The sequence below is a fragment of the Pseudomonas sp. R5(2019) genome (assembly GCF_009905435.1).
In the GTDB taxonomy this organism is placed as follows: domain Bacteria; phylum Pseudomonadota; class Gammaproteobacteria; order Pseudomonadales; family Pseudomonadaceae; genus Aquipseudomonas.
The window spans coordinates 109,120-129,009 of sequence record NZ_JAAAMT010000003.1; the positions used below are offsets into that span (position 1 = coordinate 109,120).

General features: G+C 62.6%; 14 protein-coding genes. 6 read left to right on the plus strand and 8 right to left on the minus strand.

The genetic code is table 11. The features are described 5' to 3' along the window. Positions 1-6 precede the first annotated feature (6 nt). The 5 genes from GUY40_RS03360 to GUY40_RS03380 are packed head-to-tail and all read left to right on the plus strand — an operon-like array spanning position 7 to position 4,096. On the plus strand, positions 7-492 hold the full coding sequence (locus tag GUY40_RS03360; protein ID WP_166567527.1) for a DUF3261 domain-containing protein: 486 nt from the start codon (positions 7-9) through the stop codon (positions 490-492). Continuing rightward, complete coding sequence (locus GUY40_RS03365; protein WP_166567528.1) at positions 489-1,682, plus strand: beta-ketoacyl-[acyl-carrier-protein] synthase family protein; 1,194 nt, start codon at positions 489-491, stop codon at positions 1,680-1,682. Before GUY40_RS03360 ends, GUY40_RS03365 begins: the two co-directional genes overlap by 4 nt. Beyond that, entirely contained in the window at positions 1,679-2,149 is a 471-nt protein-coding gene (locus tag GUY40_RS03370) for a hotdog family protein (RefSeq protein WP_166567529.1), read from the plus strand. The genes GUY40_RS03365 and GUY40_RS03370 overlap by 4 nt, the downstream gene beginning before the upstream one ends. Further along, positions 2,142-2,870, plus strand: a complete 729-nt coding sequence (fabG, locus tag GUY40_RS03375) for a 3-oxoacyl-ACP reductase FabG (protein ID WP_166567530.1) — start codon at positions 2,142-2,144, stop codon at positions 2,868-2,870. The genes GUY40_RS03370 and fabG overlap by 8 nt, the downstream gene beginning before the upstream one ends. Continuing rightward, positions 2,870-4,096: a beta-ketoacyl-ACP synthase gene (locus GUY40_RS03380; RefSeq protein WP_166567531.1), complete on the plus strand. Its 1,227-nt coding sequence runs from the start codon at positions 2,870-2,872 to the stop codon at positions 4,094-4,096. Before fabG ends, GUY40_RS03380 begins: the two co-directional genes overlap by 1 nt. A 27-nt stretch (positions 4,097-4,123) precedes the next feature. On the opposite strand, the gene GUY40_RS03385 is transcribed toward GUY40_RS03380, so the two are convergent. Beyond that, a complete protein-coding gene (locus GUY40_RS03385; RefSeq protein WP_166567532.1) occupies positions 4,124-5,014 on the minus strand; it encodes a LysR family transcriptional regulator in 891 nt (296 codons plus the stop codon). A 157-nt stretch (positions 5,015-5,171) separates the two neighbouring features. On the opposite strand from GUY40_RS03385, the gene GUY40_RS03390 reads away from it, so the two are divergent. Further along, complete coding sequence (locus GUY40_RS03390) at positions 5,172-6,401, plus strand: MFS transporter (protein WP_371924699.1); 1,230 nt, start codon at positions 5,172-5,174, stop codon at positions 6,399-6,401. Positions 6,402-6,816: 415 nt separating this feature from the next. Here the strand turns inward: GUY40_RS03390 and hemE are convergent, their stop codons facing one another. The 7 genes from hemE to pilQ form a co-directional block, all read right to left on the minus strand. Further along, positions 6,817-7,884: a uroporphyrinogen decarboxylase gene (gene hemE, locus GUY40_RS03395; protein ID WP_166567534.1), complete on the minus strand. Its 1,068-nt coding sequence runs from the start codon at positions 7,882-7,884 to the stop codon at positions 6,817-6,819. 199 nt (positions 7,885-8,083) lie between these two features. Then, the gene (locus GUY40_RS03400) at positions 8,084-9,502 is read right to left on the minus strand and encodes an FAD-dependent oxidoreductase (RefSeq protein WP_166567535.1); all 1,419 of its coding nucleotides are present in this window, start codon (positions 9,500-9,502) and stop codon (positions 8,084-8,086) included. A 32-nt stretch (positions 9,503-9,534) separates the two neighbouring features. Continuing rightward, positions 9,535-13,980 carry a glutamate synthase large subunit gene (gene gltB / locus GUY40_RS03405; protein WP_166567536.1) on the minus strand — a complete coding sequence of 1,482 codons (4,446 nt, stop codon included), beginning with the start codon at positions 13,978-13,980 and terminating at the stop codon, positions 9,535-9,537. Positions 13,981-14,341: 361 nt separating this feature from the next. Further along, positions 14,342-15,964: an AAA family ATPase gene (locus tag GUY40_RS03410; RefSeq protein WP_166567537.1), complete on the minus strand. Its 1,623-nt coding sequence runs from the start codon at positions 15,962-15,964 to the stop codon at positions 14,342-14,344. Positions 15,965-15,974: 10 nt separating this feature from the next. Continuing rightward, on the minus strand, positions 15,975-17,078 hold the full coding sequence (gene aroB / locus GUY40_RS03415) for a 3-dehydroquinate synthase (protein WP_166567538.1): 1,104 nt from the start codon (positions 17,076-17,078) through the stop codon (positions 15,975-15,977). Positions 17,079-17,244: 166 nt separating this feature from the next. Next, a complete protein-coding gene (gene aroK, locus GUY40_RS03420) occupies positions 17,245-17,763 on the minus strand; it encodes a shikimate kinase AroK (RefSeq protein WP_166567539.1) in 519 nt (172 codons plus the stop codon). 4 nt (positions 17,764-17,767) lie between these two features. Further along, the gene (gene pilQ / locus GUY40_RS03425; protein WP_166567540.1) at positions 17,768-19,858 is read right to left on the minus strand and encodes a type IV pilus secretin PilQ; all 2,091 of its coding nucleotides are present in this window, start codon (positions 19,856-19,858) and stop codon (positions 17,768-17,770) included. Positions 19,859-19,890 lie beyond the last annotated feature (32 nt).

The following is a 19,890-nucleotide window of genomic DNA, read 5'->3' on the forward strand; positions in this document are numbered from 1 at the left end:
AGCCGGATGATCCGCCTACTGTTGATCAGTTGCCTGCTGTTGCTCAGCGCTTGCGCCAGCCGCGCACCGCTGCCGGCACAGATGCCGACGCTGAACCTGCCGCAGCAGTTGCACATACAGCGTCTGCAGGCCGGCGAACGCCAGGACTGGATGCTGGTCATACAGCGTGAACAGGCGAACCTGCGCTGGTCGCTGCTGGACTTTCTCGGCATCCCCCAGGCCCGCCAACTGCTGAGCGACGGAACCTGGCAGGCCGATGGCTTGCTGCCGCCCAACCCCCAGGCCCGCGAGCTGTTCGCGGCCGTGCTGTTCGCCCTGACGCCTGAGGCAGAGCTGGCCGGCAACTACCCGGGCGCCCGCCAACAGGGCCAGCGCCGTACGCTGGGCGAGCGCTGGCAGGTGATCTATGAGCAACCGGAGACCTTTACCGTGAAACTTGCGCAGGGGCTGCGCTACAACGTCAGCCCATTGCCCACCGAGGCGACTCCATGACGGCCTTTCTCAATGCTCTCGGCGTGATCTGCGCCCTGGGTGCTGACCGCGCCCAGGTCAGCCGCAGCCTGTTTGCCGGCGACTGCAGCGGTGTGCGCGCCGAAGCCGGCTGGGTGCCGGAGCGGCAGCTGCCGGTGGCGGCCGTGCGCGTTGAACTGCCAGCGCTGCCCGACACCTGTGCAGCGCACGAAAGCCGCAACAACCGACTGCTGTTGGCTGCCGCCCACCAGATCGAAACCGAACTGCGCGAGGCCATTGGCCGTTACGGCGCCACACGCGTGGGCATCGTGCTCGGCACCAGCACCTCGGGCATCGACGAAGCCAGCCGCGGCATCAAAACCTACTTGCAAGACCAGCGCTTTCCCGACAGCTACGACTACCGTCAGCAAGAGCTTGGCTCCCCGGCCAATTGCCTTGCCGACTGGCTGCAGTCGAGCGGCCCGGCCTACGTCATTTCCACCGCCTGCACCTCCAGCGCCCGCGCCTTGATGAGCGCCCGCCGGCTGCTCGACATGGGCCTGTGCGATGCGGTGATCTGTGGCGGTGTAGACACCCTCTGCCAGCTGACACTGAACGGTTTCTCGGCGCTGGAAGCGATCAGCGAACAGCGCTGCAACCCGTTCTCGCGTCACCGCAATGGCATCAATATCGGTGAAGCAGCGGCCCTGTTCCTGATGAGTCGCGATGACCAGGGCCCAGGAATCGCCCTGCTCGGCGAGGGCGCCAGCAGCGACGCGCACCATATTTCCGCGCCCGACCCACAGGGCCTTGGCGCCATCGCCGCGATGCGCCAGGCGTTGCAACGGGCGCAGCTGGGCCCCGAGCAGATCGACTACCTGAACCTGCACGGCACCGCGACGGTACACAATGACGCCATGGAGAGCCTGGCGGTGCAGGCGGTGTTCCCCGCGGGCGTGCCCTGCTCGTCGACCAAACCCCTGAGCGGCCATACACTGGGCGCCGCCGGGGCGCTGGAGGCCGCGTTCTGCTGGCTGGCCCTCTGCGCCGACAACCGCGACAGCGTGTTGCCACCGCACGTCTGGGACGCGCAGCCCGACCCACAGCTGCCCAGTCTGAACCTGATAGATACCCACGCACGCCTGCCTCAGGGCAAGGCGCGCCGGCTGATGAGCAACTCCTTTGCCTTTGGTGGCAATAACGTCAGCCTGATTCTCGGAGATGCCCCATGATCGCTTGGCCAATCGCTGAGTTGGTGCCCCATTCGGGCGACATGATCCTGATCGACGCCGTCGAATCATTCGACCAGGATCAGGTCTGCACCCATGTCACCGTTCGCCCCGGCGGCCCCTTCAGCCGCCCAGACGGCAGCCTGCCCGCCTGGATCGGCGTCGAGCTGATGGCTCAAAGCGTCGCCGCCTTCGCCGGTTGCCGCGCCCGCAGCAAAGGCGAACCCGTGCAATTGGGCTTTTTGCTCGGCACGCGCAAATTCGAATGCAATGTGGAACACTTCCCGGTCGGCACCGAGCTGAGCATCCATGCCCAGCGCTCACTGGAAGACGACAACGGCATGGGCGTTTTTGAATGTCGCCTGAGCGGCCCCGGGATCGAAGCCCAGGCCCGCCTGAATGTGTTCAGCCCGCCCGCCTCCAGCCAGCCTCTGGCCCAACCCAACGCACAGGAATCCAGCCATGACTGACTCCATTCTGGTCACCGGCTCCAGCCGTGGCATCGGCCGCGCCATCGCCTTGCGCCTGGCCCGGGCAGGCTTCGACCTGGTGCTGCACTGCCGCAGTGGCCGCAGCGATGCCGAGGCGGTGCGCGAAGAAATCCTCACGCTGGGGCAACAGGCGCGGGTGCTGCAATTCGACGTCGCCGACCGCGCCGCCTGTGCAGCCATTCTGGTGGAGGATGTCGAGACCCACGGCGCCTACTATGGCGTGGTGTGCAATGCCGGCCTGACCCGCGACGGCGCCTTCCCGGCCCTCACCGAGGACGATTGGGACCAGGTGCTGCGCACTAACCTGGACGGTTTCTACAATGTCCTGCACCCGATCATCATGCCGATGATCCGCCGCCGCGCAGCCGGGCGCATCGTCTGCATTACCTCGGTGTCCGGGCTGATCGGCAACCGTGGCCAGGTCAACTACAGCGCTTCAAAGGCTGGGGTGATCGGTGCGGCCAAGGCCTTGGCGATCGAGCTGGGTAAGCGCAAGATCACGGTTAACTGCGTGGCACCGGGGCTGATCGATACCGCCATGCTCGATGAGCAGGTACCGGTCGAAGAACTGCTGAAGATGATTCCGGCCCAGCGCATGGGCACCCCTGAAGAAGTCGCCGGGGCCGTGAACTTCCTGATGTCGGCCGAGGCCGCCTATATCACCCGCCAGGTCCTGGCGGTCAACGGAGGGCTGTGTTGATGAAACGCGTCGTCGTCACCGGCATGGCCGGCATCACCTCGCTGGGCAATGACTGGGACAGTATCGTGGCGAATTTCGCGGCCAATCGCAGCGGCATCCGGCGCATGGACGAATGGGACCGTTTCGAGGAATTGAACACCCGCCTGGCCGGCCCTATCGATGACTTCAAGGTCCCGCCGTACTGGACCCGCAAGCAGTTGCGCAGCATGGGCCGGGTTTCGCGCCTGGCCGTGGCCGCCGCCGAAAACGCCCTGCGCGACGCCGGCCTGCTCGACGACCCGATCATCCGTGACGGTCGCATGGGCGTTGCCTGCGGCTCATCCACCGGGAGCACCGCCGAAATCAAGGCGTTCGGCAATATGCTGCTCAACTCGGTGGCAGACGGCCTGAACGCCAACTCCTACGTGCGCATGATGCCGCACACCACCGCCGCCAATATCAGCATCTTCTTTGGCCTGACCGGCCGCCTGATCCCCACCTCCAGCGCCTGCACCAGTGGCAGCCAGGGCATCGGCTATGCCTATGAGGCGATCAAGTTCGGCCGCCTGCCCTTGATGCTCGCCGGCGGCGCTGAAGAGCTGTGCCCGACCGAGGCCATGGTGTTCGATGCCCTGTACGCCACCAGCCTCAAGAACGACGCTCCGCAAAGCAGCCCGCGCCCCTACGACCGCGACCGCGATGGCCTGGTGATCGGCGAAGGCGGCGGCATGCTGGTCCTCGAAGAGCTCGAACATGCCTTGGCCCGTGGTGCGCATATTCACGCCGAAATCGTGGGTTTTGGCAGTAATGCCGATGGCCAGCACACCACCCGTCCGGAGCAGGTCACCATGCGCCGGGCCATGGAGCTGGCACTGGAAGACGCCGACCTGGCGACCGAGGCCATCGGCTATGTGAACGGCCACGGCACCGCCACCGAGCAAGGCGATATCGCCGAAACCCAGGCCACCAGCAGCCTGTTCGGCCCGCGCATGCCGATCAGCTCGCAGAAGAGTTTCCTCGGCCATACGCTGGGCGCCTGTGGTGCGCTGGAGTCCTGGTTCAGCATCGAAATGATGAACCGTGACCTGTACGTGCACACCCTTAACCTGGACCACATCGACCCGCGCTGCGGCGAACTCGATTACCTGTGTGGGGAATTTCGCAGCATGAGCCATGGCTTTGTGATGAATAACAACTTTGCCTTTGGCGGGGTCAACACCTCACTGATCTTCCGTCGCTGGACCTGAGCCTTTACCCCTGATGGGTGCAGGCGTTCACGCCTGCACCCCACGCGTCAACAAATCCACAAACGCCAGCCCCATCGCCGAGGCTGGCTCACTCCGCTGAGCCAGCCAGACGGCCGTCTCCGCGCCTGGGTCCAGCAGGGTGCGATACACCACACCGTCAATGCGCATGCGCTGATACGACGACGGCAATACCGATACCCCAAGCCCTGCCGCCACCAGCGCAATAATGGTCATCACCTCCAGCGCTTCCTGGGCAAAATGCGGCGTGAACCCGGCCTGCCGCGCCAGGCTCAGCAGTTGCGCATGCAGCCCGCTGCCAAAGGTGCGAGGGAAGAACACAAACGGCTCATCCGCCAGCGCGGCCAGCTGCAGGCCGCCGGCGCCTTGCGCCAAGGGATGCTGGGCGCTGAGTACGGCCATCAGCGGTTCACGGGCCAGCTCCGAAACCACAAGGCCCTCGGGCAGCGGCAGCGGGCGCATGAGGCCGACTTCGATGGTTTTATTGACCAGCGCTTCGGCGATCTCCCGGCTGCTCATTTCCTGCAGGTTCAGGTGCACCGCCGGGAATTGCTGGCGAAAATGATAGATGGCCTGCGGAATGCTCGAGTTGAACGGCGCCGAAGCGGTAAAGCCGATCTTCAGTTCGCCCAACTCACCCAGCTGCGCACGGCGCGCGACATCCGCAGCCTTGTCGACCTGCGCCAACACCTGACGGGCCTCCTCAAGAAACAACCGCCCGGCTTCGCTCAACGCCACCCGTCGGTTGGTCCGTTCGAACAACCGCGCGCCCACTTCCTGTTCCAGCGCCTGAATCTGCTGGCTCAACGGCGGCTGGGAAATGCCGAGTTGCTGCGCCGCCCGGCCAAAATGCAGCTCTTCGGCCACAGCGATGAAATACCGCAGATGACGCAATTCCATGGGCGCTCCATTGATTCGTCAAAGCTATCAAACAGGTCGAACAATATATTGGAGTTAGTCGATAGCCAGCTATATTCTTTTTTCACTGCCTCTTTGGCCGTACCCCGCCGAGGTCCCTGTGAAAACTGCTGTTGCTGTACCTGCTCAACCCCTCCCCATCGATTCGATTGCCCCCACGCTTGAACACCGCTGGATAGAAAAAGGCACGCCGCTGTTTTTGCGCACTGTGCTGGCGCTGTTCAGCGGCGGCTTTGCAACCTTTGCCCTGCTCTACTGCGTGCAGCCGATGATGCCGATGCTGTCCCACGAGTTCGCCATCAATGCGGCCCAGAGCAGCCTGATTCTGTCGGTCTCGACCGGGATGCTGGCGATCGGCCTGTTGATCACCGGGCCCATCTCCGACCGGGTCGGGCGCAAGCCGGTGATGGTTTGCGCGCTGTTCTGTGCGGCCTTGTGCACCCTGGCCAGCGCGTTGATGCCCAACTGGGAAAGCATCCTGCTGATGCGCGCCCTGGTGGGCCTGTCGCTGAGCGGGCTGGCGGCCGTGGCCATGACTTACCTGAGTGAAGAGATTCACCCGCAACACATCGGCCTGGCCATGGGGCTGTATATCGGCGGCAATGCCATTGGCGGCATGAGCGGGCGGCTGATCATTGGGGTGTTGATCGATTTCGTCAGCTGGCACACGGCGATGCTGATCATCGGTGGCCTGGCCCTGATCGCCGCCACGGTGTTCTGGAAAATCCTGCCTGAATCGCGCAACTTCCGCGCCCGCTCGCTCAAGCCGCGCAGCCTGCTCGATGGCTTCACCATGCACTTTCGCGATGCCGGGCTGCCGTGGCTGTTCCTCGAAGCCTTCGTGCTGATGGGCGCCTTCGTGACCCTGTTCAACTACATCGGCTACCGCTTGCTGGCCGAGCCGTATCACATGAGCCAGGCGCTGGTGGGGTTACTGTCGGTGGTGTACCTGTCGGGCATCTACAGCTCGGCCCAGATCGGCGCACTGGCTGACAAACTCGGCCGCCGCCGGGTGTTCTGGGCCACGATCGTGGTGATGTTCGCGGGCCTGGGCCTGACCATGCTGACACCGGTGCCGGTCATCATCGTCGGGATGCTGATCTTCACCTTCGGCTTCTTCGGCGCCCACTCGGTGGCCAGCAGCTGGATCGGCCGCCGCGCCACCAAGGCCAAGGGCCAGGCGTCGTCGCTGTACCTGTTCAGCTACTACGCCGGCTCCAGCGTCGCCGGTACGGCGGGCGGGATGTTCTGGCACTACGCGGGGTGGAACGGCATCGGCTTGTTTATTGGCGCGCTGCTGGTGGTGGCCTTGCTGGTGGCGGTGCGGTTGAGCAAGTTGCCGGCATTAACCGGCAACCAGAACGCTTAGTTCAAGATCTCGACCCGGTCGCCGGCGGCCAGAGCGGCGGTGCTGAACAGCGGGGCAAGCAGCAGAGCGAGGGTTTGGGCTTTCATGGTCGTGGTCCAATCCGGGTTTTGATGGGACCAGCTTAGGGCGGCAGGCTGAATTGAAGCTTAAAGGAGCAAGACTTGCCCCAATGCCAGTCAGTTAAGGAATGGAGCGCCGAAAACCTGTGGGAGCGGATTTATCCGCGAATCCAGACACCGCGGTTTTTCTGGCATTGCGCGGTGCCTTCATTCGCGGATAAATCCGCTCCCACCTGGATCTCGCCTTAACTGACTGGCATTGGGGCTTGCCCGCGAAGAAAGCAATGCGGTCTGTCTGGCTGATCGCGGCGCATTCATCGCGAGCAAGCTCTGCTCTACAGGTGTTTCGGCAGCGTTTACTGGTGGTATTGCGCCGACAGCTCGTGAACGGCGTTGATGAAGGCACCGGCGTGTTCCGGGTCGACTTCCGGGGTAATCCCGTGGCCCAGGTTGAACACATGCCCACTGCCCTTGCCGTAGCTGGCCAGGATGCGACCGACTTCGGCGCGGATCGCCTCTGGCTTGGCATAAAGCACGGTCGGGTCCATGTTGCCTTGCAGGGCGACCTTGTTGCCGACGCGCTGGCGGGCTTCGCCGATGTCGCAAGTCCAGTCCAGCCCCAGCGCATCAGCGCCGGCGTCAGCGATGCTTTCCAGCCAAAGACCACCGTTTTTGGTGAACAGGATCACCGGCACCTTGCGGCCTTCGTGCTCACGAATCAGGCCGCTGACGATTTTGCGCATGTAGGCCAGTGAGAATTCCTGGTACGCCGCCGCCGACAGATTGCCGCCCCAGGTGTCGAAGATCTGCACGGCCTGGGCACCGGCCAGGATCTGGCCGTTGAGGTACGAGATGACCGACTGGGCCAGCTTGTCCAGCAGCAGGTGCATGGCCTGCGGGTTGTCGTAGAGCATCGCCTTGGTCTTGCGGAAGTCTTTCGACGAGCCGCCTTCGACCATGTAGGTGGCCAGGGTCCAGGGGCTGCCGGAGAAACCGATCAGCGGCACGCGGCCATTGAGTTCACGGCGGATGGTGCTGACCGCATCCATCACATAGCCAAGGTCTTTTTGCGGGTCAGGAATGGGCAGGGCTTCAATGTCGGCCAACGTGCTGACGACTTTCTTGAAGCGCGGGCCTTCGCCGGTTTCGAAGTACAGGCCCTGGCCCATGGCATCGGGGATGGTGAGGATATCGGAGAAGAGGATCGCCGCATCCAGGCCCGGGTAGCGGTCCAGCGGTTGCAGCGTGACTTCGCAAGCGAACGCCGGGTTCATGCACAGGCTCATGAAGTCGCCGGCCTTGGCACGACTGGCGCGGTATTCCGGCAGGTAACGGCCAGCCTGACGCATCATCCACACCGGGGTGACGTCTACGGGCTGCTTGAGCAGGGCACGGAGGAAACGGTCGTTCTTCAGGGCAGTCATGTCGGCATCCGAGGAAAAAGTGCGGGCATTTTCTCAGAGCTCAACGCAAAAGGCACGGCAAGAGCCGTGCCTTTTGTCTTTCGGGACAACTTTTTTTTGCAGCTCTAAAAGCTTCGCGGATAAATCCGCTCCCACAAGGTTTGCATCAACCCTGTGGGAGCGGGTTTACCCGCGAATAGAAGCGACGCTATTTCAAGCCTTAAACGCCCAGGTAATCCAGGATCCCTTCGCCGGCGTTGCGGCCTTCGAAGATTGCCGTTACCACCAGGTCAGAGCCACGCACCATGTCGCCACCGGCAAAGATTTTCGGGTTGCTGGTCTGGTGCTTGAACTGCGACTGTTCAGGCGCAATGACACGGCCCTGGCTGTCGGTGCTGATGTCGAACTGCTCGAACCACGGCGCCGGGCTCGGGCGGAAACCGAAGGCGATGACCACGGCATCAGCCGAGATGATCTCTTCAGAACCCGGGATCGGCTCGGGGCTGCGACGGCCACGGGCATCCGGCTCGCCGAGACGGGTCTCGACCACCTTCACGCCTTCGACCTTGTCTTCACCAACAATAGCGATCGGCTGGCGGTTGTAGAGGAATTTCACGCCTTCTTCCTTGGCGTTCTTCACCTCTTTGCGCGAGCCCGGCATGTTCGCTTCGTCACGGCGATAGGCACAGGTCACGGCCTTGGCGCCCTGGCGAATGGAGGTGCGGTTGCAGTCCATCGCGGTGTCGCCGCCGCCCAGTACCACGACCTTCTTGCCTTTCATGTCGACGAAATCTTCCGGCGACTTTTCAAAGCCCAGGTTGCGGTTGACGTTGGCGATCAGGAAGTCCAGCGCGTCATGCACGCCCGGCAGGTCCTCGCCGGCAAAGCCGCCCTTCATGTAGGTGTAGGTGCCCATGCCCATGAACACTGCATCGAATTCCTCGAGCAGTTGTTCCATGGCGATGTCCTTGCCGATTTCGATGTTCAGGCGGAACTCGATGCCCATGCCGGTGAAGACTTCGCGACGATTGCTCAGCACGGTCTTTTCCAGCTTGAACTCGGGGATGCCGAAGGTCAGCAGACCACCGATTTCCGGGTTCTTGTCGAACACCACCGGGGTCACGCCAGCGCGCACCAGCACGTCGGCACAGCCCAGGCCCGCCGGGCCTGCACCGATGACCGCCACACGCTTGCCAGTCGGCTTGACCTTGGACATGTCCGGGCGCCAGCCCATGGCGAAGGCGGTGTCGGTGATGTACTTCTCCACCGAACCGATCGTGACCGCACCAAAGCCGTCGTTGAGGGTGCAGGCACCCTCGCACAGGCGGTCTTGCGGGCACACCCGGCCGCACACTTCCGGCAGGGTGTTGGTCTGGTGCGACAGCTCGGCAGCGGCCAGGATGTTGCCTTCCGACACCAGCTTGAGCCAGTTCGGAATGAAGTTGTGCACCGGGCACTTCCACTCGCAATACGGGTTGCCGCAACCCAGGCAGCGGTGAGCCTGGTCACAGGCCTGCTGGGGCTTGAGCGGTTCGTAGATTTCTACGAATTCCTTCTTGCGTTGACGCAACAGTTTCTTCTTCGGATCCTTGCGCCCGACCTCGATGAACTGGAAGTCATTACTCAGACGTTCAGCCATGTTTAAACCTCATCAAACTCTTCAGGCGCATATCACTGCGGGTTGGCACGGGTGCTGGACAGCAGGTTCTTCAGGCTGGCAGCCTTGGGCTTGACCAGCCAGAAACGACGCACGTAGTCATCCAGGTTTTCCCAGAGGTTGCGTCCCCATTCGCTGCCGGTTTCTTCGACGTACTCGGCAAGCACGCGCTGCAGGTGGCTGCGATACGCCTCCATTGCCTCGCCGCTGATGCGCTGGATCTCGACCAGTTCGTGATTGACCTTGTCCACGAAGCTGTTGTCCATGTCCAGTACGTAGGCGAAACCACCGGTCATGCCGGAACCGAAGTTGTAGCCGGTCTTGCCCAGAACACAGACGAAACCGCCCGTCATGTATTCGCAGCAGTGGTCACCGGTGCCTTCCACGATAGTGTGGGCGCCCGAGTTACGAACCGCAAAGCGCTCGCCCGCGGTACCGGCGGCGAACAGTTTGCCACCAGTGGCGCCGTACAGGCAGGTGTTACCGATAATGGCGCTGTCCTGAGTCGCAAACGGGCTGCCGACAGGCGGCACGATGACCAGTTTGCCGCCGGTCATGCCTTTGCCGACGTAGTCGTTGGCATCGCCTTCCAGGTACATGTTCAGGCCGCCGGCGTTCCAGACGCCGAAGCTTTGCCCTGCAGTGCCCTTGAAGCGGAAGGTGATCGGCGCCTTGGCCATGCCCTGGTTGCCGTGGGCACGGGCGATTTCACCCGAGATACGGGCACCGATGGAACGGTCGCAGTTGCAGATATCCAGCGCGAACTCGGCACCGCTCATGTCAGCGATGGCCGACTTGGCCATGTCCACCATCTTCTCGGCCAGCAGGCCTTTGTCGAACGGCGGGTTGCGGTCGACTTCGCAGAACTGCGGCTTGTCGGCCGGCACGTGGTCGCTGCCCAGCAACGGGGTCAGGTCCAGGTGGCCTTGCTTCTCGGTTTCGCCCGGCAGGATTTCCAGCAGGTCGGTACGCCCGATCAACTCGCCGAGGCTGCGCACGCCCAGCTTGGCCAGCCACTCACGGGTTTCCTCGGCGACGTAGGTGAAGAAGTTCACCACCATGTCGACGGTACCGATGTAGTGGTCCTTGCGCAGTTTTTCGTTCTGGGTCGCAACACCGGTGGCGCAGTTGTTCAGGTGGCAAATACGCAGGTATTTGCAGCCCAGGGCGATCATTGGCGCGGTGCCGAAGCCGAAGCTTTCAGCGCCGAGGATGGCTGCCTTGATCACGTCCAGGCCGGTTTTCAGGCCGCCGTCGGTCTGCACCCGGACCTTGCCACGCAGGTCGTTGCCGCGCAGGGTCTGGTGAGTTTCAGCCAGGCCCAGCTCCCACGGCGCGCCAGCGTACTTGATGGAGGTCAGCGGCGAAGCGCCGGTACCGCCGTCGTAGCCGGAGATGGTGATCAGGTCGGCATAGGCCTTGGCAACGCCGGCGGCGATGGTGCCTACGCCGGCTTCGGCTACCAGCTTCACCGACACCAGCGCCGCCGGGTTGACCTGCTTGAGGTCGAAAATCAGCTGCGACAAGTCTTCGATGGAATAGATGTCGTGGTGCGGCGGTGGCGAAATCAGCGTCACGCCCGGTACCGCATAGCGCAGTTTGGCGATCAGGCCGTTGACCTTGCCGCCTGGCAGCTGGCCGCCCTCGCCCGGCTTGGCACCCTGGGCCACCTTGATCTGCAGCACTTCGGCGTTGACCAGGTATTCAGGGGTGACACCGAAGCGACCGGTGGCGACCTGCTTGATTTTCGAGCTGCGGATGGTGCCGTAACGAGCAGGGTCTTCACCGCCCTCGCCGGAGTTGGAGCGCGCACCCAGGCGGTTCATCGCTTCGGCCAGGGCTTCGTGAGCTTCTGGCGACAGCGCGCCCAGCGAGATACCCGCCGAGTCGAAGCGCTGCAGGATGGCTTCCAGGGGTTCGACCTGGGTCAGGTCCAGTGGCTGCTCCAGGGTTTTCACCTTGAACAGGTCACGGATCATCGACACCGGGCGATTGTCGACCAGTGCGGTGTATTCCTTGAACTTGGCGTAGTCGCCTTGCTGCACGGCGGCTTGCAAGGTGTTGACCACATCCGGGTTGTAGGCGTGGTACTCGCCGCCGTAGACGAACTTCAGCAAACCGCCCTGCTGGATCGGCTTGCGGTGGTTCCAGGCTTCGGCCGAGAGCAGCTTCTGTTCGTTCTCGATATCGACGAAGCGCGCGCCTTTCAGGCGGCTGGCAACGCCACGGAAGCTCAAGCCAACCACTTCCTCGGACAGGCCGACGGCTTCGAACAGCTGCGCGCCACGGTACGAGGCGATGGTCGAGATCCCCATCTTCGAGAGAATCTTCAGCAGGCCCTTGGAGATGCCTTTGCGGTAATACTTGAAGACTTCGTCCAGATCACCCAGCACTTCGCCGGTGCGGATCAGGTCGGCCAGTACTTCGTAGGCCAGGTACGGGTAGACCGCCGAGGCGCCGAAGCCGATCAGCACCGCAAAGTGGTGCGGGTCACGGGCAGTGGCGGTTTCGACCAGGATGTTGCTGTCGCAACGCAGGCCTTTTTCGGTCAGGCGATGGTGCACGGCACCCACGGCCAGGGAGGCGTGAGCCGGCAGTTTGCCCGGGGCGATAAAGCGGTCGCTCAGCACCAGTTGGGTCTTGCCGGCACGTACGGCTTCTTCGGCCTGATCGGCGATGTTACGCACCGCAGCCTCAAGGCCGATGCTCTCGTCGTAGTTCAGGTCGATCAGGTGCCGTTCGAAGCCTGGACGCTCCAGGTTCATCAGCGAACGCCACTTGGCCGGGGAAATGACCGGCGAGCTGAGGATCACGCGCGAAGCGTGCTCAGGGGACTCCTGGAAGATGTTGCGCTCGGCGCCCAGGCAGATTTCCAGCGACATGACGATCGCTTCGCGCAGCGGGTCGATCGGCGGGTTGGTGACCTGCGCGAACTGCTGACGGAAATAATCGTAGGTCGAACGCACGCGCCTGGACAGCACCGCCATCGGCGTGTCGTCACCCATGGAGCCGACCGCTTCCTGGCCCTGCTCGCCCAGCGGGCGCAGCACCTGGTCACGCTCTTCGAAGGTGACCTGGAACATCTTCATGTATTGCTTGAGCTGGTCAGCGTCGTAGCTGGCCTGGCCCTGGTCATCCGCCAGGCTTGCCTGAATGCGCAGGGCATTCTGACGCAGCCACTGCTTGTACGGGTGGCGCGACTTCAGGCGGTTGTCGATGGCGTCGGTGTCGAGGATCTGACCGGTTTCGGTATCGACCGCAAAGATCTGGCCCGGGCCGACACGGCCCTTGGCGATGACGTCTTCAGGCTTGTAGTTCCACACGCCGATTTCCGACGCCAGGGTGATGTAGCCGTTCTTGGTGGTCACCCAGCGCGCCGGGCGCAGACCGTTACGGTCGAGCAGGCAGACCGCGTGGCGACCTTCGGTCATGACCACGCCAGCCGGACCGTCCCATGGCTCCATGTGCATGGAGTTGTATTCGTAGAAGGCGCGCAGGTCGGCGTCCATGGTTTCGACGTTCTGCCAGGCTGGCGGAATGATCATCCGCACGCCACGGAACAGGTCGATGCCACCGGTGACCATCAGCTCGAGCATGTTGTCCATGCTCGAAGAGTCAGAACCGACACGGTTGACCAGCGGGCCGAGCTCTTCCAGGTCCGGGATCAGTTCATTCTCGAACTTGGTCCGGCGTGCCTGGGCCCAGTTGCGGTTACCGGTGATGGTGTTGATCTCGCCGTTGTGGGCGAGGAAGCGGAATGGCTGAGCCAGCGGCCATTTCGGCAGGGTGTTGGTGGAGAAACGCTGGTGGAACACGCAGATCGCGGTTTGCAGGCGTTCGTCACCCAGGTCTGGATAGAAGGCCTGAAGGTCCGCCGGCATCATCAGACCTTTATAGATGATGGTCTTGTGCGAAAAGCTGCAGATGTAGTGATCGCTGTCGGCGGCGTTGGCCACGGACGAGCGACGACGGGCGCTGAACAGCTTGATGGCGAAATCCTGATCGCTCAGGCCTTCACCGCCGATGAACACTTGTTCGATCTGCGGCAGGCGCTCAAGGGCCAGGCGGCCGAGTACGCTGGTGTCGATCGGCACTTTGCGCCAGCCGATCAGCTGCAGGCCGGCGGCAGTGATTTCGCGGTCCATATTGGCGCGGGCAGCTTCGGCGCGGGCGTTGTCCTGATTGAAGAACACCATGCCCACGGCGTACTGCCTGGGCAGTTCGTTGCCGAACTGCTCTTTGGCGACGGCGCGCAGGAACTGGTCGGGCTTCTGCATCAGCAGGCCGCAACCGTCACCGGTCTTGCCGTCGGCGTTGATCCCACCACGGTGGGTCATGCAGGTCAGGGCCTCGATGGCCGTTGTCAGCAGGTGATGACTGGGCTCGCCCGTCATATGGGCGATCAGGCCAAAACCACAGTTATCCTTGAATTCTTCGGGATGGTACAGACCTGTTTTCATAGACACTTTCTCACCAGGCTTGCCTCTAATCGAGGCAAATTTCTTTTCAATTCAACCACTTACCATCCACGCCGAACGTACGCCAGCTTTGCGGGGGCAAAAGGGAGGTCATTGTACACAGCGACAGGGTAGCCCACAAATTTGGCGACGAAATCGCACAAACCCATGTCGCATTTTTGAACGTTTTTATACGGCTTGTTGTGATAGCAACGCAACCGGAGTCTGAAGCTTATCAGCCTGGACTGCAATGCTTGTGGCCTGCAGCCTAGAGACAGCAAAGCCTGCCGCGTTTTAACGCAGCAGGCTAGGGTTCGATTCAGGAGACGCTCAGCAGGTGGCGGGGGTAGTGCCACCGGGCTATTCAGCGAGCCGTCGACAGTTCCTGTTGGACACTGGCGACAGTACGAGGCCAAGGTTTACCAGCCTGGACCTTGGCTGGCAAGCCTTTGATCGCAGCCAGGGCGGCGGCGCGGTTGGCGAAGCTACCGTAAGTCACGACATACAGGGGTTTGCCCTGCAGGACTTTCTTGAAGTAGCGATAGTCGCCACCCCGCTCGCGGACATAGGCCTGGGCCGAGCTTTCGGAGCTGGTACCGAGAATCTGCAGTACATAATTGCCGGGGGCCTGACCGGCATACCAGCTACCGCCTGCCGCAGGTTTGGCGGCTGCAGCGGCCGGTTTTTCAACCGGTTTTGGCGCCGGTTTGGCGGTCGCGACCTGCACCGGGGCCGGAGCGGGCTTGGCGGCAGGTGCAGCGGGTTTGGTCGCAGCCGGGGCCGGAGCAGGTGCCGGGGTTGCAACCGGTGCCGTGGCGCGTGGTGCCGGGGTCGGCACCGTAGCCTGGGCTTGAGCCGGCGCCGGGCCCGCCGGCACACCTGGCGGTGGTGCAATGGTGGTCACGGTCGGCGGCTGCAAGGCGGTGTCACCGGCCGGGCCGGTTTCGTCGCCTTCGCCCATGCCCGCTGCTTCAGCCAGCGGGCTGCGCATCACCGGCTGGGATTGACCGACGAGCGGTAGCGGCGTCGGCTGTGAATGACCGGCGAACTCGATGGCGGGGTTATTGCCCTGCCCCTGGCCATCGGCCTGGTCGGCCGGCACCGACGCAGTACCTTCGGTATTGCCGGATTTGTTCGACGGGCTCAGCAAGGCGGCCGCAACCCCCACCACGACCACGCCAGCCAAGGCCAGCACCAGTTTTTTCGACATATTGTTGAACCCCATTGTCGGGCGTTTGACCGCGGAGCGGCTAGCAATCATGGCTTCGATCAGTGCATCTCGGGCGACCTGGTTGATTGCCCCGGGCCAGCCTTCGGAATTTTCGTGAATCGCCGCAATTTGCTGGTTATTGAACACTTCGATGCCGCGCCCGGCGCCTTCAAGGCGTTGTTCCAGGTACTCGCGGGTTTCATCTTCGGTATAGGGTTGCAGGTCGATGACGTGAATGCGCTCTTCTTCAACGCCCAGCTGTTCCAGACTGGTCAGCAACGCCGACTCGCCAAACAGAAACACATGCGGGCGCCCTTCCGGCGCACCGGCAGCCAAATCCAGCAAGGCTTGGATTGCGGATTCGTCGAGTTGTTCCGCATCGTCCACCAGCAGGTAGACCTCCTGGCCGGTCAGGGCCAGTTGCACGACCTGGGACAGCACCGCCTCGACGGTGGGCTGGGCCACGCTTAGGGCTTCGGCCACCTGGGCCAGCACATTGGCGGCACTGCTGGCGCCACGCGCCGATACGACAACGCTCTGGACCGACTGCTTGTTGGTGCTGGCGACCAGCGCCTGGCGCAGCAGGGTCTTGCCGCTGCCCTCGGGGCCGGTCACCACCAGCAACAGCTGGCTGTAACGGGCCAGGTGATGCAACTGGCCGAGTACAGGCTTGCGTTGCGCCGGGAAAAACTTGAAGCCGGGCACCCGCGCAGCAAAGGGGTCATGATTGAACTGATAGTGGCCGAGAAAGGCCTCGTCGGCATGCAAACTAGTCATCGGACTCTCATCAACCTCGAAGCTGGGCCACGATGGCGCGGTAATCCGCCGTCAGGGTGGCCTGAAGAACGTCTTTCGGATAGTCGTCGGTCACCACGGCTTCACCGAGACGACGCAACAACACCAGGCGCATACGACCATCGATTACTTTTTTGTCGACCGCCATGTGTTCAAGGAAATGCTCAGGCGTCATCTCCTGCGGCGGTACCACCGGCAAACCGGCGCGCTGGAACAGGCGGATGCTGCGATCACGTTCCTGCTGGGTGATCCAGCCCAGGCGCATGGACATTTCCAGCGCCATCACCGTGCCAGCCGCGACAGCCTCACCGTGCAACCACACACCATAGCCCATGTGGGTCTCGATTGCGTGGCCGAAGGTATGGCCCAGGTTCAGGGTGGCGCGCACCCCGGTCTCGCGCTCATCGGCACCGACGACTGCGGCCTTGGCCGCACAGGAGCGCCGGATGGCCTCGGTCAGGGCTGGCTGGTCGACAGCACGCAGCTTATCCATCTTCTCTTCCAGCCAGCCGATGAACGGCTCATCGCAAATCAGGCCGTACTTGATGACTTCCGCCAGGCCCGCCGACAGCTCACGCGCCGGCAGAGTCTTCAGGGTGGCGGTATCAATCAGCACCGCATTGGGCTGATAGAAGGCGCCAACCATGTTCTTGCCCAGCGGGTGGTTGATACCGGTTTTGCCACCGACCGAGGAATCGACCTGGGACAACAGGGTGGTCGGTACCTGGATAAAGTCGACGCCACGCTGGTAGCAGGCGGCTGCAAACCCGGCCATGTCACCGATCACACCGCCGCCGAGAGCGACAACCGTGGTGCGGCGATCATGCCGTGCGGTCAGCAGGCCATCGAAAATAAGCTGCAGGGTTTCCCAGTTCTTGTGGGCCTCACCGTCCGGCAGCACCACCGGCAGCACCGAGTAGGCGCCCAGCGTGCGGCTGAGGCGTTCAAGATAGAGTGGCGCGACAGTCTCGTTGGAAACGATGGCTACCTGCCGTCCGGCGATATACGGCGCCAGCAGCTCGGGTTGATCCAGCAGGCCTTCGCCAATGTGGATCGGGTAGCTGCGTTCGCCAAGTTCGACCTTAAGTGTCTGCATGTGTCCCCACAATCGAGTCGGGCGCTGACGCCCAGTCCGAGGAATAACGGTAGGACGCGGGATCAGGAAGGCGATCCGGCGCCACGGTGACGTGCCCTGTCATGCCATGACGGGTGGTCGAGAATAGCGCATTTGCGCGCAAAACGACCGCCCTGCTTGCCATGGCCTAGCGCGGCGGCAACTGTTGCAGGCGTTCGAGGATATCCAGAACGACCATGCGCGGTGGGCGCTCATCGGTTTCGACCACCAGGTCGGCGATTTCCCGATACAGCGGATCGCGCACTTCGAGCAGGGCCCGCAGGGTCGCGGCCGGGTCTGCGGTACGCAGCAGCGGGCGATTGCGGTCGCGAGCGGTCCGCCCGACCTGCTGCTCCACCGACGCGTGCAAATAGACCACGCGCCCGCCGGCATGCAGGGCCCGGCGGTTGGCATCGCGCATCACGGCCCCCCCCCCGGTAGCCAGCACTACGCCATCAAAGGCGCACAGTTCTTCGATCATCGCCTGTTCGCGATCACGAAAACCCGGTTCGCCTTCTTTGTCGAAGATCCACGGAATATTGGCGCCGCTGCGCAGTTCGATCTCCTTGTCGGAGTCTTTGAACGGCAGCCGCAGCTCTTTGGCAAGCAAGCGGCCGATGGTACTTTTGCCAGCACCCATCGGCCCAACAAGTATCAAATTTCGCACAGAATCAACGACTCACAGCAATCGCCTGGTTATTCATGATACGCGGAGTCAGGAATACCAACAGCTCGGATTTTTTCTCTTGGACGACGTCGCGCCGAAACAGTCGGCCAACATACGGCACATCGCCCAAAAATGGCACCTTATCCACAGTTTTACTTTGCGTGTTGGAGAATACACCGCCGATGACGATTGTTTCTCCGTCGTTGACCAGAACTTTCGCATTCACTTCGTTTTTCTTGATCGGTGGTACACCCAGCACCGCATTGAGGTAGTCCGGTTCGTCCTTGGTGACCTTGACCTCCATGATGATGCGGCTGTCCGGAGTGATCTGCGGGGTCACCTCCAGCGACAGCGAAGCTTCCTTGAAGGAAACCGAAGTGGCACCGCTGGAGCTGGCTTCCTGATAAGGGACTTCAGTGCCCTTGAGGATCTTGGCGGTTTCCTTGTCGGAGGTGACGACTTTGGGCTGGGAGACGATTTCACCGTTGCCGGTCTTCTCCATGGCACTCAGCTCCAGGTCCAGCAGCACGTTATTGGTCACGAAACCCAGGCCGATACCTGACGTGGCATTGGTCGCACCCATGTCGACGAATGGCACGTTCGCCCCGACGTCAGCACCGGTGTTGCCGGCCTCGTCGCCACCGTTGTCCAGCCCGTAGGCGGTCCAGTTGCTATTGCCCTGCAGGTTGGTGGAGCCGCCCCAACGCACACCCAGGGATTTGTCGTAGTCGACGTTGGCCTCGACGATACGGGCCTCGATCATGACCTGGCGAACCGGGATGTCGAGCTGCGAAACGATCCGGCGCAGCTCGTCCAGGCGTTCCTGGGTCTGGTAGGCGATGATGTTGTTGGTTCGTTCATCCACCGTGATCGAGCCCCGCTCCTCCTCTTTGGACTGGGCGCCGGTCACCGACCGGAACAGCTCGGCAATATCTTTGGCCTTTGCGTAATTGACCTGCATCAGCTCGCGGCGCAACGGCGCCAGTTCGGCAAGCTGCTTTTGCGACTCCAGTTCCTGACGCTCGCGGGCGGCGATTTCATCGGCCGGCGCCACCAACAACACGTTACCGATCTTGCGCTTGTCAAGGTTCTTGGTCTTGAGCACCAGGTCCAGCGCCTGATCCCATGGCACGTTCTGCAGACGCAGGGTGATGCCGCCTTCGATCGTGTCGCTGGCCACCAGGTTGAGGTTGGTGAAGTCGGCAATCAGTTGCAGGACCGAACGCACGTCGATGTCCTGAAAGTTCAACGACAGCTTCTCGCCGGTATAGGCGAAGCGGTCAGCGTTGCGCCGCTGCACGTCTTCGCTGGCGAGCGGGCGCACGCTGATGGTGAGTTTGTTGTCGGTCTGGTAGGCCGAATAGTCGAAGGCACCGTCCGGCTCGATACTGATACTGGCGTTTTCGCCGCTGGCACTGGCGCTGACGAACTGTACCGGGGTGGCGAAATCCTTCACATCCAGGCGCACGCGCAGAGGCTCTGGCAAGCGAGTGCGTGAGAAGTCCACGCGGATCCTGCCGCCCTGCTCCTTGATATCGGCGCTGATAGCGGGGTTGCTCAGGTCGATGACAACATTGCCCTCTCCGGCGCTGCCACGCTGAAAATCAATGCTGCGGATCGCCCTGCCAGCCTCGACTGCCGGGCGCGAAGGCACCGCGCTGGTGGTCGCCGCACGCGGTGGCGGTGCCAAGGGCAACGCTGAAGCCTGGGAGGACGAATCGCGGCCGACCACCACGAACACATCATGACCCTCAACCCGGGTGGTGTAAGGCGCCTGAGTGGTCAGGTTAACGATCACCCGGGTCCGGTCCTTGGCTTGGACGGCGACAACGCTGCGGGCATTGCCCATGCCCAGATCGCGCTGCTTGACCTGCAGAGCATTGCTGACGCCCGGGAAATCCAGGGCAATCCTGGCCGGTTGATCCGTGGTGTAACCGCGCGGCGCGGGGACCGGCGCGTCAAAACTCAGTTTCAGCTCCACCCGATCACCCGGTAATGCTGCAACATCCAGGTTTTTCAAAGTGACTGCTGATACCGCCGGCGAAAGACAGGCCATCCATAGCGCAACGCCGACGACAGAAAAAATCCGGTTCATGTTCAAATCCTACCCAGCTTGGTTCAGCGCGT

Coding starts and splice junctions, on each gene's coding strand:
- GUY40_RS03360 (WP_166567527.1), top strand. CDS start 7: ATGATCCGCCTACTGTTGATCAGTTGCCTGCTGTTGCTCAGCGCTTGC.
- GUY40_RS03365 (WP_166567528.1), top strand. CDS start 489: ATGACGGCCTTTCTCAATGCTCTCGGCGTGATCTGCGCCCTGGGTGCT.
- GUY40_RS03370 (WP_166567529.1), top strand. CDS start 1,679: ATGATCGCTTGGCCAATCGCTGAGTTGGTGCCCCATTCGGGCGACATG.
- fabG (WP_166567530.1), top strand. CDS start 2,142: ATGACTGACTCCATTCTGGTCACCGGCTCCAGCCGTGGCATCGGCCGC.
- GUY40_RS03380 (WP_166567531.1), top strand. CDS start 2,870: ATGAAACGCGTCGTCGTCACCGGCATGGCCGGCATCACCTCGCTGGGC.
- GUY40_RS03385 (WP_166567532.1), bottom strand. CDS start 5,014: ATGGAATTGCGTCATCTGCGGTATTTCATCGCTGTGGCCGAAGAGCTG.
- hemE (WP_166567534.1), bottom strand. CDS start 7,884: ATGACTGCCCTGAAGAACGACCGTTTCCTCCGTGCCCTGCTCAAGCAG.
- GUY40_RS03400 (WP_166567535.1), bottom strand. CDS start 9,502: ATGGCTGAACGTCTGAGTAATGACTTCCAGTTCATCGAGGTCGGGCGC.
- gltB (WP_166567536.1), bottom strand. CDS start 13,980: ATGAAAACAGGTCTGTACCATCCCGAAGAATTCAAGGATAACTGTGGT.
- GUY40_RS03410 (WP_166567537.1), bottom strand. CDS start 15,964: ATGACTAGTTTGCATGCCGACGAGGCCTTTCTCGGCCACTATCAGTTC.
- aroB (WP_166567538.1), bottom strand. CDS start 17,078: ATGCAGACACTTAAGGTCGAACTTGGCGAACGCAGCTACCCGATCCAC.
- pilQ (WP_166567540.1), bottom strand. CDS start 19,858: ATGAACCGGATTTTTTCTGTCGTCGGCGTTGCGCTATGGATGGCCTGT.